This window comes from Paraburkholderia denitrificans, from assembly GCF_042655705.1.
Classification (GTDB): Bacteria; Pseudomonadota; Gammaproteobacteria; order Burkholderiales; family Burkholderiaceae; genus Paraburkholderia; species Paraburkholderia denitrificans.
This window is the reverse complement of record NZ_JBHSMP010000037.1, coordinates 67,755-80,145: the sequence shown is the minus strand read 5'-3', so window position 1 is coordinate 80,145 and position 12,391 is coordinate 67,755. Positions and strand designations below refer to the sequence as shown.

The 12,391-nt window shown below is 66.2% G+C and carries 12 protein-coding genes; 3 read left to right on the top strand and 9 right to left on the bottom strand.

Annotated elements, in window-relative coordinates:
- Positions 1-100 precede the first annotated feature (100 nt).
- Both ACFPTO_RS22380 and ACFPTO_RS22375 read right to left on the bottom strand, forming a co-directional pair.
- Positions 101-1,423, bottom strand: coding sequence for an ABC transporter substrate-binding protein (locus tag ACFPTO_RS22380; protein ID WP_377714833.1), 1,323 nt, complete (start codon positions 1,421-1,423; stop codon positions 101-103).
- Positions 1,424-1,488: 65 nt separating this feature from the next.
- A complete protein-coding gene (locus ACFPTO_RS22375) occupies positions 1,489-2,292 on the bottom strand; it encodes an L-iditol 2-dehydrogenase (RefSeq protein WP_377714831.1) in 804 nt (267 codons plus the stop codon).
- A gap of 343 nt (positions 2,293-2,635) precedes the next feature.
- On the opposite strand from ACFPTO_RS22375, the gene ACFPTO_RS22370 reads away from it, so the two are divergent.
- The 3 genes from ACFPTO_RS22370 to ACFPTO_RS22360 are packed head-to-tail and all read left to right on the top strand — an operon-like array spanning position 2,636 to position 5,388.
- On the top strand, positions 2,636-3,577 hold the full coding sequence (locus ACFPTO_RS22370) for a metal ABC transporter solute-binding protein (protein WP_377714829.1): 942 nt from the start codon (positions 2,636-2,638) through the stop codon (positions 3,575-3,577).
- 52 nt (positions 3,578-3,629) lie between these two features.
- Positions 3,630-4,613 carry a metal ABC transporter ATP-binding protein gene (locus tag ACFPTO_RS22365; RefSeq protein ID WP_377714827.1) on the top strand — a complete coding sequence of 328 codons (984 nt, stop codon included), beginning with the start codon at positions 3,630-3,632 and terminating at the stop codon, positions 4,611-4,613.
- Positions 4,606-5,388 (top strand): metal ABC transporter permease, encoded by a 783-nt coding sequence (locus ACFPTO_RS22360; RefSeq protein ID WP_377714825.1) that lies wholly within the window; start codon positions 4,606-4,608, stop codon positions 5,386-5,388. Before ACFPTO_RS22365 ends, ACFPTO_RS22360 begins: the two co-directional genes overlap by 8 nt.
- Positions 5,389-5,469: 81 nt before the next feature.
- On the opposite strand, the gene fghA is transcribed toward ACFPTO_RS22360, so the two are convergent.
- From fghA to pqqB, 7 genes are all read right to left on the bottom strand, one after another.
- Entirely contained in the window at positions 5,470-6,318 is an 849-nt protein-coding gene (gene fghA / locus ACFPTO_RS22355) for an S-formylglutathione hydrolase (RefSeq protein ID WP_377714823.1), read from the bottom strand.
- A 13-nt stretch (positions 6,319-6,331) separates the two neighbouring features.
- Positions 6,332-7,438, bottom strand: coding sequence for an S-(hydroxymethyl)glutathione dehydrogenase/class III alcohol dehydrogenase (locus ACFPTO_RS22350; RefSeq protein WP_377714821.1), 1,107 nt, complete (start codon positions 7,436-7,438; stop codon positions 6,332-6,334).
- A gap of 59 nt (positions 7,439-7,497) precedes the next feature.
- The gene (locus ACFPTO_RS22345; protein ID WP_377714900.1) at positions 7,498-8,919 is read right to left on the bottom strand and encodes a xylulokinase; all 1,422 of its coding nucleotides are present in this window, start codon (positions 8,917-8,919) and stop codon (positions 7,498-7,500) included.
- Between the two features lie 235 nt (positions 8,920-9,154).
- On the bottom strand, positions 9,155-10,354 hold the full coding sequence (pqqE, locus tag ACFPTO_RS22340) for a pyrroloquinoline quinone biosynthesis protein PqqE (RefSeq protein WP_377714820.1): 1,200 nt from the start codon (positions 10,352-10,354) through the stop codon (positions 9,155-9,157).
- Positions 10,347-10,658: a pyrroloquinoline quinone biosynthesis peptide chaperone PqqD gene (gene pqqD / locus ACFPTO_RS22335; RefSeq protein ID WP_377714818.1), complete on the bottom strand. Its 312-nt coding sequence runs from the start codon at positions 10,656-10,658 to the stop codon at positions 10,347-10,349. Before pqqD ends, pqqE begins: the two co-directional genes overlap by 8 nt.
- The gene (pqqC, locus tag ACFPTO_RS22330) at positions 10,655-11,362 is read right to left on the bottom strand and encodes a pyrroloquinoline-quinone synthase PqqC (protein WP_377714816.1); all 708 of its coding nucleotides are present in this window, start codon (positions 11,360-11,362) and stop codon (positions 10,655-10,657) included. The genes pqqD and pqqC overlap by 4 nt, the downstream gene beginning before the upstream one ends.
- Positions 11,359-12,288: a pyrroloquinoline quinone biosynthesis protein PqqB gene (pqqB, locus tag ACFPTO_RS22325; RefSeq protein WP_377714814.1), complete on the bottom strand. Its 930-nt coding sequence runs from the start codon at positions 12,286-12,288 to the stop codon at positions 11,359-11,361. Before pqqB ends, pqqC begins: the two co-directional genes overlap by 4 nt.
- Between the last annotated feature and the right edge of the window lie 103 nt (positions 12,289-12,391).

Below are 12,391 nucleotides of genomic sequence, written 5' to 3'. Positions count from 1 at the left end.
CCCGTCATTGGCCGTCATTGGCCGCTGTTGGCCGCTGAGGCCCGCGCCGCGCCGCCTGCCCGTAAGCGAGGCGGCGCGTCGCGCGACAGCATGCGTGGCGTTATTTCTGATATCCGGCCTGCTGCACCGCACGGTCGGCAGCCGCGTTGCCCGCCGTGAGCGCCTGATCGACGCTCATCTGTCCGGCAAGCGCGCCGGAAATGTTTTGCCCGGCAACGGTGCCGAACGACTGGAACTCAGGAATGCCGACGAACTGAATCCCGGTGTACGGCACGGGCTTGAGGGTCGGACGGGTCGGATCGGCGGTCTTGATCGCGTTCAGCACGAACCCCGAGAACGGCGCGGCGGCCTTGTATTCCGGACGCGCATACGTCGACAGGCGCGTGCCCGGCGGCACCGAGGCCCAGCCCTGGTCCTTCGCGACCATTTCGATGTATTCCTTCGAGGTCGCCCATTCGATGAACTTCTTCGCGGCGTCCTGCGACTTCGAGGACTTCGGAATCGCGAGCGCCCACGACCACAGCCAGTGCGAGCCGTTCGGCGTGACCTCGGTCGGCGCGGCGGCGAAGCCGATCTTGTCGGCCACCTGCGACTGCTGCTTGTTGAAGAGGATGCCCGCGGCGACCGTCGCGTCGATCCACATCGCGCACTTGCCGGACGACATCAGCGTGAGGTTTTCGTTGAACCCGTTCGAGCTGGCTCCCGGAGGGCCGTCCTTCTTCAGCAGGTCGACGTAGAAGTTGACCGCCTTCTTCCACTCGGGCGTGGTGAGTTGCGAATGCCACTTCTCGTCGAACCAGCGCCCGCCGAACGTGTTCGCGACCGTCGTCACGTACGCCATGTTCTCGCCCCAGCCCGCCTTGCCGCGCAGGCAGATGCCATAGGTGCCCGCCGACTTGTCGGTGAGCTTGTCGGCGAACTGCCGGATCTGGTCGTAGGTCGGCTGGTCGGGCATCTTGAGGCCCTTCTGCTGGAACAGGTCCTTGCGATAGAACGTCATCGAGCTTTCGACGTAGAACGGCAGCGCGAACAGCGTGCCGTTGTACGAGAGACCGTCACGCGCGGTCTTCACGACGTCTTCGATATCGTAGCTGGCAGGCAGATTCGTCATCGGGATGATCCAGCCGCGCTTGCCCCACTGCGGCGCTTCGAACGTGCCGATCATCATCACGTCGAACTGGCCGCTGTTGGTCGTGATGTCGGTGGTCGCGCGCTGGCGCAACACGTTCTCTTCGAGGATCACCCAGTTCAGCTTGATGGACGGATTGGCTTTCTCGAAGGCCGGAGAGAGGCGCTTGAGCTCGATCATGTCCGGGTTGTTCAACATGGCGATCGTCACGGTCTGCGCATGTGCGGCGCTCGCGGCGGCGGCGATGGCACCGGCGCCGAGCACGCGTAACGCGGTCCTGAAGGCTGTATTCATCGTTTGTCTCCGTTCGTTGTTTGTTACGTTATGTCGATGGGTGCACGATGGGTGCGGCTTCTCCGTCAACTCATCCAGTTGCCGCCGTCGACATTGAGCGTCTGGGCGGTGATGTAATCGGCATCCGCGGACGCGAGAAAGAGCGCCGCGCCGGTGAGATCGTCGGGCAAACCCATGCGTCCGAGCGGCACGGCCTCGCCCACGAGCCGCTTCTTTTCGCCGGGCTGCCGGTGTTCGTAGCGCGCGAAGAGCGCATCGACCTGATCCCACATCGGCGTGTCGACGACCCCAGGCGCGATGCCGTTCACGTTGATCCCGTGCGGCGCGAGCGCGAGCGCCGCCGATTGCGTATAGCTCAGCACGGCGGCCTTCGTGGCGCAGTAGTGCGAAACGAGTGCTTCGCCGCGGCGTCCCGCCTGCGACGACATATTGATGATCTTGCCGCCCTCGCCCTGCTCGACCATGCGGCGCGCGACGGCCTGCATCAGGAAGAACATGCCCTTCACGTTGACGGAGAAGAGGCGGTCGTAGATGTCCCAGGATTCGTCGAGGAGCGGGCGCATGTCGAAAAGCGCTGCATTATTGAAGAGGATGTCGATGCGGCCGAACCGGTCGACCGCCGTGTTCACGATGCGCTCGATGTCTTCGCGGCGCGTGACGTCGGCGCTGAGCGCCAGCACGTGATCCGGGTGATCGGCCGCGAGCTGCGGCGCGATGGCGCTGGCCGGCTTCACGTCGACGAGCACGCAGCGCGCGCCTTCGTCCAGATAGCGGCGCGCAACCGCCTCGCCGATCCCGCTCGCCGCGCCGGTCAGCACGGCAACTTTGTCCTGCAGACGTCCAGCCGCCCGATTCGCGGTATGTGCCACTGCGCTGTCTCCCAATTTGTTTGTGCCGTCGTGCGGAACGTCGGCTCTCTGAACGAACGCTCCGAATGCGAGCATTTGCTCTATCGGTGATCGAATGATCGGACACGCACACGGGCATGTCAAGGCGGACAAACGCGATTTACGGAGATTTCGATGGTGCGCCGCGCAAGGTGTGCGCAGCCGTCAGCCGGGTCACTGCCTGGCTTGCTGCCTGCTTGCTGCCTGCTTGCTGCCTGCTTGCTGCCCGGTTGGCTCGTCAAAGATTGCGATACGTTATATCATTTCGCCTTCGTTTCGCCACCAGCCCGTTCCCGCCGCTCGCTTCGTCATCCAGGACAGCACCATGATCGCACCCAACGCGTTACGCCATCTCGTTGCGCGTCACCTCACGCGGGCCGCCGCACGCCTTGCGCTGACGCTGGCCGCCACGCTGGCCGCGGTGTTCGGCTTCGCGCATGCCGCGCTCGCCGCCGACGCCGCGATTCCGGTCGTCGCCGCCGAGAACTTCTATGGCGACGTGGTCAGGCAGCTCGGCGGCGCGCGCGTGGACGTGACGAGCATCCTCAGCAACCCCGACCAGGATCCGCACCTCTTCGAAGCGAGCCCGAAGACGGCGCGCGCGCTGCAGCGAGCGCGCATCGTCGTCTACAACGGCGCCGACTACGACCCGTGGATGACGAAGCTGCTCGGCGCGACCCAGGGCGGTGAGCGCACGATCATCGTCGCCGCGAATCTGGTCGGCAAGAAGCCCGGCGACAATCCGCACCTGTGGTACGAGCCGCACACGATGCCCGCGGTGGCCCGAGCGGTGAGCGCCGCGCTCGTCGCGGCGGACCCCGCGCACAAGAGCGTGTACGATGCGAACCTGGCGGCGTTCCTCGCCTCGCTCAAGCCGATCGAGGCGAAGGTCGCGGCGCTGCGCACGCGCTATCACGGCGTGCCGGTGACGGCGACGGAACCGGTGTTCGGCTACATGTCGGATGCGCTCGGGCTCGACATGCGCAACCTGCGCTTCCAGCTGGCGACGATGAACGACACCGAAGCGAGCGCTTCGGACATCGCAGCCTTCGAGCGCGATCTGCGCGAGCGGCGCGTGCACGTGCTGATCTACAACAGCCAGGCGACCGAAGCGCTTACGCGCCGCATGCTCGCGCTGGCAAAAGATTCGAAGGTGCCGAGCGTGAGCGTCACGGAAACACAACCGGCAGGCGTGACGTTCCAGCAATGGATGCTCGTGCAGCTGGATGCGCTGGACCATGCGCTGGCTGCGTCCGCCAACCACTAATGCAACTCGATCGAATCACTTCGAGTAACAGCAGTCCGCAAGGAAGAACCCGATGACAACGGCTGGGCCCTCGCCCCGCGATCACGCGGCGCCCCACGGCGCGCACCGGCATGCGACGCCCGTGCTCACGGTCGCGGGCGTCACGCTCGCGCTCGGCGAGCGCACGATCCTGCGCGAGGCGAATTTCGCGGTGAACCAGGGTGAGTTCATCGGCGTGCTCGGGCCGAACGGCGCGGGCAAGACCACGCTGATGCGCGCGATCCTCGGCCTCGTGCCCACCGCGCGCGGCACGATCCGCGTGTTGGGCGAAAACGTGGCTCGCGGCAATCCGTCGATCGGCTACATGCCGCAGACGCGCACCGCGCTCGCGAGCCGCCGCGTGCGCGGGCGCGACTTCGTCGCGATGGCCGCCGACGGCCACCGCTGGGGCCTGCCGCGCACCGACGCCGCCACGCACGCCGATGTCGCCCGCGTACTCGACCTGGTCGGCGCGTCGAAGCTGGCCGACCGGCCGCTCTCGGAGCTTTCCGGCGGCGAGCGCCAGCGCCTCCTGCTCGCGCAATGCCTGCTCGGCGACCCGAAGCTGCTGTTGCTCGACGAGCCGCTCATCAGCCTCGACCCCAACCATCAGCGCGGCGTGGTGGAACTCGTGCGGCGCGTGCAGCGCGAACTCGGCATCGCGGTGCTGTTCTCCGCGCACGAACTCAATCCGCTCCTGAACGCACTCGACCGCGTGCTCTATCTCGGCAACGGCGTGGCCGCGCTCGGCAGCGTCGACGAAGTGATCACCGGGCCCGTGCTCTCGCGCCTGTACGGCTCGCCGATCGAAGTCATGCGCATGAAAGGCCGCATCTTCGTGATGTCCGGCGACGTCGAAGTCGAGAAGCACGATCACGGCCACGAGCACGATCACGCGCACGAGCATTCGGACGAACACGCTCACGAACACACCGACGAACACGCACACACCAACACACACGCCGCCCATGCGCATCCGCACGGCAGCGGCGCACACGACCATACGCACGATGCTTGAATACGATTTCATGGTGAACGCCTTCGCGGCGTCGGGCATCGTCGCGGTGCTCGCGGGCGTGGTCGGCTATTTTCTGGTGATGCGCGGACAGACCTTCGCGGGTCACGCGCTGTCGCACGTCGGCTTCACGGGCGCGACCGGCGCCGTGCTGCTCGGCGTCTCGCCGATGTGGGGCATGGTCGGCTTCACGCTCGCCGCGGGCGTTTCGATGGGCGCCCTCGGCGAAAAGCTCGCGGGCCGCGACGTCGCCATCGGCGTGACGCTTTCGCTCGCGCTCGGCTTCGGGCTCTTGTTCCTGCACTTCTTCACGTCGTACGCGACCCAAGTCACCGCGCTGCTCTTCGGCAACGTGCTCGGCGTGAGCCGCGACACGCTCGGCGTGCTGGCCGCGCTCGCGGGCGCGAGCCTCGTCGCGCTCGCCGCGATCATGCGCCCGCTCCTGTTCGCTTCGTTGCAGCCCGAACTCGCCGAGGCCAAAGGCGTGTCGCTGCGGCTCGTCTCGGTCCTGTTCCTCGCCATCGCGGCGCTCGCCGTGGCGGCTTGCACGCAGATCGTCGGCGTGCTGCTCGTGTTCACGCTGATGGTCGGGCCCGCCGCCGCCGCGCAGAACCTCACGACGCGCCTGTCGAGCGGCCTCGTGCTCGCCGCGGTGCTCGCGCTCGCGCAGGCGTGGATCGGCGTGACGCTCGCGTTCTATACCGACTGGCCGACGAGTTTCTGGATCACCTTGCTCGCGGCGCTCGTTTATGGCGCGAGCCTGATCGGGCGGCGTTGAGTTTTTGCGCCCATAAAAAAACGGCGTTGCACCGCAAGGCGCAACGCCGTTTTGCCATCGGCGCGACCGGTTTCGAACCGGCTAATGCTTCATCAACACCCGCGCATGATGCGCGATGTGATCCTCGATGAAAGTCTGGATGAAGAAGTACCCGTGATCGTAGCCCTCGTGACGGCGCAGCATCAGCGGCTGCCCGGCTGCACGGCACGCGGCTTCGAACACATCCGGGTTCAACTGCTCAGCGAGAAACTGGTCGGCCAGGCCCTGATCGACCAGAATGCCCGCCTCGAACCTGCGCGTTGCGTGCGCAACGAGTTCGCTCGCGTCGTAACGCTTCCACGCTTCGCGGTCGTCGCCCAGATAGCCGCGGAGCGCCTTCTCGCCCCACGGACAGCGCGTGGGCGCGGCAATCGGCGCGAACGCCGACACCGACCGGTAAATCTCCGGGTTGCGTAACGCGAGCATCAACGCGCCGTGCCCGCCCATCGAATGGCCGAAGATGCCGAGCCGATCGCCCGCGATGGGCAAATGCGTCGTCACCGCCTCGCGCAGTTCGTCGCGCACGTACGAGTACATGCGCCAGTTGGCCGACCACGGCTCGCGCGTCGCATCGACGTAAAAGCCCGCCCCCACGCCGAAGTCCCACGCATCCGCTTCACCGGGCACGTTCGCGCCGCGCGGACTCGTATCGGGCGCGATCAGCGCGATGCCGTGCTGCGCCGCGAAGCGCTGCGCGCCCGCCTTGATCGGAAACGTCTCTTCGGTGCAGGTCAGGCCCGCCAGGTAGAACAGCCCCGGCACCCTGCGCGCGTGCGCCTGCGCGGGCAGAAACACCGAAAAGCGCATCGGCAGCCCGATCGTCGCCGAATCGTGCCGGTAGATGCGCTGCACGCCGCCGTGGCAGGCATGCTCCTCGATCAGGTTCAGCATCGCTCGCCTCCGCTCAGTACAGCACCACGGAGCGGATCGACTCGCCGCGCTTCATGAGGTCGAAGCCCTCGTTGATGCGATCGAGCGGGAGCGTGTGCGTGATGAGATCGTCGATGTTGATCTTGCCTTCCATGTACCAGTCGACGATCTTCGGCACGTCCGTGCGCCCGCGCGCGCCGCCGAACGCCGAGCCCTTCCACTGGCGGCCCGTCACGAGCTGGAACGGCCGCGTGCTGATCTCCTCGCCCGCCGCCGCGACGCCGATGATGAACGACTGTCCCCAGCCCTTGTGCGTGCATTCGAGCGCCTCGCGCATGAGCTTCACGTTGCCGACGCATTCGAACGAGTAGTCGGCGCCGCCATCGGTCAGTTGCACGATGCGGTCGACGACGTTCTCCACTTCGTTCGGGTTGATGAAGTGCGTCATGCCGAACTTCTTCGCGAGTTCGACGCGCTTCGGGTTGATGTCGATGCCGATGATTTTGTCCGCACCGACCATTTTGGCGCCCTGGATCACGTTCAGGCCGATGCCGCCAAGGCCGAACACGACGACGTTCGCGCCCGCCTCGACTTTCGCCGAATACACGACAGCGCCCACGCCCGTCGTCACGCCGCAGCCGATATAGCAGACCTTGTCGAACGGTGCATCCTCGCGGATCTTCGCTACGGCGATTTCCGGCACGACGATGTAGTTGGAAAACGTCGACGTGCCCATGTAGTGAAAGAGCGGTTTGCCGTCGAGCGAGAAGCGCGAGGTCGCATCGGGCATCAGGCCCTTGCCCTGGGTCGCACGGATCTTCTGGCACAGGTTCGTCTTGCGCGAGAGGCAGAACTTGCACTCGCGGCATTCGGGCGTATAGAGCGGAATGACGTGATCGCCCTTTTTCACCGTGCCGACGCCCGGACCCACATCGACGACGATGCCCGCGCCCTCATGGCCGAGAATCGCCGGGAAGATGCCTTCCGGGTCCGCGCCCGAGAGCGTGTAGTAGTCGGTGTGGCAAATGCCCGTCGCCTTCACTTCGATCAGCACCTCGCCTGCGCGCGGGCCGTCGAGGTCGACTTCTTCGATCGTCAGCGGAGCGCCCGCTTTCCACGCGACGGCAGCTTTCGTTTTCATCTTCCATGCTCCTGTAAATCGGTGATTCGGTGATTCGGATGCTGCAATGGGTCTTCGGCTCACGGCGCGGCGGCAAACCAGCTGCGCACGCGGCCGTAAAGATCTAAAAAGCGCGCGTAACGCGCTTCGAGCGCGCTGTCCTCACGCGGGGACGCCACGCGTGTCGCGCGAGGCGCCAGCGCCGCGAGATCGCTTTCGCGCCAGTGTCCGCACGCGAGGCCGCCCAAAAGCGCCGCGCCGCGCGCAGCAGCGTTCGGGCAATCGACGGCATCGAGTTCGGCGCCGAGCGCATCGGCAAGCAGTTGCCGCCAGCGCGCGTCGACCGAACCGCCGCCCGCGAGCTTGAGGCGGGTGATCGGCAAGCCGCATGCGCGTTGCGCGTCGAGCCCGGCGCGTAACGCGAATGCGACGCCTTCGAACGCCGCGCGTATGAGCGTGCCGCGCGTATCGCCGAGTCCCGCGCCGAGCCAGCCGCCGCGCGCCGCAGGATCGAGCCACGGCGAGCGTTCGCCGCTCAGATACGGCAGGAACGCGAGCGTCGCCGAAGGCGCCGCGCCAAAGGCTTCGTCATAGGCAAGCTTCCAATCGTAAGACAACCAGCCGCGCGCTGCTTCGAGCGCTACACCGACGTTCTGCATCGCAGCCATCGTGTACCAGCCGCCAAGCGCCTGCCGATAGCGATGCAGGCCGCGCCGCACGGGCGGTTGGGCGCGCGCGGTCACGAGAATCTGGCCGCCTGTGCCCGTGGTGAGCAGCGCGTCGCCTTCGGGCGCGAGGCCGCTGCCGAGGGCCGCACACGGCGTGTCGCCCGCGCCCGTCGCGAGCGGAATGCCGGCGGTGAGGCCGAGCGCACGCGCGGCATCGGCGCCAAGCGTGCCGCTCGCTTCGGCTGATGCCGCAAGCGGCGCGAACCAGCGCGAAGGCAAGCCGAGGCGCTCGATCAGCGCGTGGTCCCACGCGCTATCGGGCGCGGCGAGCGCGGTCGCGCAGGCGTCGGATGGATCGGCGGCAATCGCGCCGCCGAGCGCCACGCGCAGCCAGTCCTTCGGCTGCAAGGCCCAGCGTACAGCGTGCGCCGTCCTGGGCTCGTGCTGCAGCGTCCAGCGCAGCAGCGGCCCGGCCATGCCAGGCGCGACCGGATTGGGCTGCGGTTCCGGCCACGCGTCGAGCAGCGCATGCGCGCGCGTGTCCGGCCAGAGCATCGCGGGACGCAGCGCGCGGCCCGCTTCGTCGGCGAGCACGACGCCATGCATCTGCCCCGAGAAGCCGATTGCACGCACGGCCGCGCGCTCGCCCGCATCGAGACGCGCGCAGGCTGCGCACAACGCGTCCCACCAGCGTGCGACAGGAATCTCGGCCCAGCCGGGCTGCGGTGTATCGAGCGCATAGGCGGCGCTGGCCGAGGCGCACTCGACACCCGCTTCATCGACGATCGCGACCTTGAGCGAACCGGTGCCTAGATCGATGCCGAGAAACCGCATGGGTGAAGGGTTCATGGAAGACGTGTGACGTAGCGATGGGGCAGTGGCGATGATAGCGGCACGCGGCACCGCGTCACGCGATCAGTCAAGCGTGGCTATTACTCGCGTGTCGCCGCTCGAACGCCGTCTACGTGCTCGACGCACAGACTTATCGGACGCTCGAGCAGATCGGCAACTTGCCGCTCGCGTGGGGCATCGTCACCTGGCCGCACAGTGTGGGGTCGATCGAATCGCGCTAACGCTCGCGCCCGGCCTCACGGCCATCGCCCGCATCGTCCGCATCGCCGGGTGCGCACGCCGCAAGCCGCCTTGAACTGGCGTCGTTGCGAAAGAGGATCGGGTGTTCGGATTCGCGCTCGCGCGCTTCGGCGGCGCGCACGATCTGCACGACTTGCTCGTGCATCGGCGACTTGTCACAAACGGGATCGGCATTGGCCGCATCGCCGGTCAGCAGGAACGCCTGGCAACGGCAACCGCCTAGATCGACGGTCTTTTCGCTGCAACTGCGGCACGGTTCCTTCATCCAGTCGAACCCGCGAAAGCGATTGAAGGCGGGGCTGTCGTACCAGATCTCGCGCAGCGGAACCTCGGTGACGTTCGGAAACACCAGTCCCGGCAGGCTCCGCGCCGTGTGGCACGGCAACGCGACGCCGTCCGGTGCGACGCCGAGGAACACCGCGCCCCAGCCGTTCATGCAGCGCTTCGGTCGGCGCTCGAAATAGTCCGGCACGACAAAGAATATCTTGCAGCGCGAACCAATCGATTGACGATAACGCTCGACCGTCGCCTCTGCCGCTTCGAGTTGCTCGCGCGTCGGCAGCAAATGCGCGCGATTGATCTGCGCCCAGCCGTAGTACTGCGTGTTCGCGAGTTCCAGATATTCGGCGCCCATCGCGAGCGCCATGTCGATGATCTTGTCGACGTGCGGAAGGTTGTAGCGGTGCAGCACGCAGTTGAGCACCATCGGAAAGCCGTGCTGCTTGATTGAATCCGCAACACGCTTCTTCAGGTCGAAGGTGCGCGTGTGGCTCAGGAAGTCATTGAGTTCCTGCGTCGAGTCCTGAAACGAAAGCTGAATGTGATCGAGCCCGGCCTGCTTCAGCGCGTCGAGCCGCGCATCGGTCAAGCCGACGCCGGACGTGAGCAGGTTCGTGTAGAAACCCAGCGCGCGTGCCTCGGCCACGAGCGTTTCGAGGTCGTCGCGCAGCAACGGCTCGCCGCCGGAAAAGCCAAGCTGCGCGGCGCCGAGTTCGCGCGCCTGCCGCAGTACGTCGATCCATTGCGCCGTATCGAGTTCGCGATGATGCCGCGTGTAATCGACCGGGTTGTAGCAGAACACGCAATGCAGCGGACAGCGGTAGGTCAGTTCCGCCAGCAGCCACAGCGGCGGCGCCACGTCATGAGCGGGTGCGCTCGCAGTAACCGGATCATTCATCGCGCGTCTCCAGCCAGCCGTGCGCAAGCGCATCGGCAATGAATGCATGCACCTGCGCCGCGATGCCGGTCGTCGCGAATGCCTGTTCGAGGTCTGCCACCAGTGCATCGAGATCGCGCGAGCCGTCACAACGCTTGAGAATCTCCCCTGCGCTCTGGTTGAGCTTGACCATGCCCTCGGGGTAGAGCAGCACGTAAGCCTGCTGCGCGGGCTCCCACTGCAGACGGAACAGGCGCGCCAGCGCCGGGCGATACGCGTTCGGGAGCGCTGCCGCGGCGCGCTCAGCGTGAATGGGTTCGTTCATTGCGCAAAGACCTTCTCAATCGAATCGAGCATGGACCACAGTACGTCGAGTTTAAACTGAAGCACGTCGAGTGCACGCTCCTGCTGCTCGCGCCGCACGAAGTGATCGAGCGTGATCGCGAGTGCCTCTTCGACATCGCGCTGTGCGAGTGGAATGCGCGACCGGAAGTACGCGAGGCCCGCCGGTTCGATCCACGGGTAATGAGTGGGCCAGGTGGCGAGCCGGTCGCGATGGATTTGCGGCGCGAACATTTCCGTCAACGACGAACAGACCGCTTCCTGCCACGGCGCACGGCGCGCGAAATTCACATACGCGTCCACCGCGAAACGCACGCCGGGCGTGACGTGCCGCAGCGACCAGAGTTCATCGCGGCTCAGGCCGACCGCATCGGCAAGACGTGCCCATGCTTCAATGCCGCCGGGTTCGGCGTCGTTGCCGTCGTGGTCGAGTATGCGTTTGACCCAGAGGCGGCGCACTTCGCGCTCGGGACAGTTCGACAGAATCGCCGCGTCTTTCAGCGGGATATTGATCTGGTAATAAAACCGGTTTGCAACCCATCCACGGATCTGCGCCGGGGAGCAACCGCCGTTATTCATCAGCACATTGAACGGATGATGAATGTGGTACGCGCTGCCCTTGGCCCGCAATTGCGCTTCGAACCCGGCGCGCGTCCATGCCGGTGCCTCGTCGCTCGCGCCGGTCATAGCTCGAATGTCATGCCGTCGTAGGCGACTTCGATGCCACGCGCATCGAGCGCGCGGCGCTCAGGTCCGTCTTCCACGAGGATCGGATTGGTGTTGTTGATATGAACCAGCACCTTGCGCACACCCGCGCGAACGATCGAATCGAGGATGTCGAGCATGCCGTCCTCACCACCCGTACTGCATTGCGGCAGATGCCCCATGTCCATCGCGGTGTGTTTCGACAGGCCGAGCCGGATCATCTCGTCGTGGGTCCACATCGTGCCGTCGACCAGCAGCAGATCCACGCTTCGCATGACGTCGAGAAGCGCGCCATCGATCTCGCCGAGCCCCGGCGCATAGAACGCACGCTTGCCCGTTGCGCGGTTGGTCAGCACGAGCCCCAGGTTATCGCCGCGCTCGGGCGACTGGCGGTGCGGCGAATACGGCGGCGCCTTGCTCGTGAGCGGCAGCGCGTCGATCTGTACGCCCGGCAGCGCGTCGAGCGCGAGCGGCGTGCCGTCGAGCGCAATCCGGCGATGCTCGATGCCGCAGTAGTGGGAGAGGATCGGACCGATCGGAAAGCCCGTGCAGAGGTCCTGCCAAACCGCATCCGTCGTGTAGAGCGGAAGCGGCGTGCTGCGCTCGCGCAGCATCAACAGGCCGGTGACGTGATCGATTTGCGCATCGATCGTGAGCACGGCAGCGATGCCGGTGTCGCGTATCTGACGCGCCGGTTGGAGTTCGGGGTTCGCGGCGATCTGCGCGAGCACGTCGGGCGACGCGTTGACGAGCAGCCAGTCGTCGCCGTTGGATGTCACCGCAATCGACGACTGCGTGCGGCGCGAGGCCTTGATCGTGCCGCGCCTCACGCCGTCGCAACGCGGGCAGTTGCAGTTCCATTGAGGAAAGCCGCCACCGGCCGATGAGCCAAGCACCTTGATCTTCATGCGGTTCCATTCGATGGATGATGCGCGCGCGATGAATGCGCTGCACAAAGTTCACGGCGGATTGACGGTGGGTTCACGACGGCGGTGACGGGATGGGTGCGAA

Coding starts and splice junctions, on each gene's coding strand:
- pqqC (WP_377714816.1), bottom strand. CDS start 11,362: ATGACCGGCGCGAGCGACGAGGCACCGGCATGGACGCGCGCCGGGTTC.
- pqqD (WP_377714818.1), bottom strand. CDS start 10,658: ATGAACGAACCCATTCACGCTGAGCGCGCCGCGGCAGCGCTCCCGAAC.
- ACFPTO_RS22345 (WP_377714900.1), bottom strand. CDS start 8,919: ATGCGGTTTCTCGGCATCGATCTAGGCACCGGTTCGCTCAAGGTCGCG.
- ACFPTO_RS22350 (WP_377714821.1), bottom strand. CDS start 7,438: ATGAAAACGAAAGCTGCCGTCGCGTGGAAAGCGGGCGCTCCGCTGACG.
- pqqE (WP_377714820.1), bottom strand. CDS start 10,354: ATGAATGATCCGGTTACTGCGAGCGCACCCGCTCATGACGTGGCGCCG.
- fghA (WP_377714823.1), bottom strand. CDS start 6,318: ATGCTGAACCTGATCGAGGAGCATGCCTGCCACGGCGGCGTGCAGCGC.
- ACFPTO_RS22370 (WP_377714829.1), top strand. CDS start 2,636: ATGATCGCACCCAACGCGTTACGCCATCTCGTTGCGCGTCACCTCACG.
- ACFPTO_RS22380 (WP_377714833.1), bottom strand. CDS start 1,423: ATGAATACAGCCTTCAGGACCGCGTTACGCGTGCTCGGCGCCGGTGCC.
- ACFPTO_RS22360 (WP_377714825.1), top strand. CDS start 4,606: ATGCTTGAATACGATTTCATGGTGAACGCCTTCGCGGCGTCGGGCATC.
- ACFPTO_RS22365 (WP_377714827.1), top strand. CDS start 3,630: ATGACAACGGCTGGGCCCTCGCCCCGCGATCACGCGGCGCCCCACGGC.
- pqqB (WP_377714814.1), bottom strand. CDS start 12,288: ATGAAGATCAAGGTGCTTGGCTCATCGGCCGGTGGCGGCTTTCCTCAA.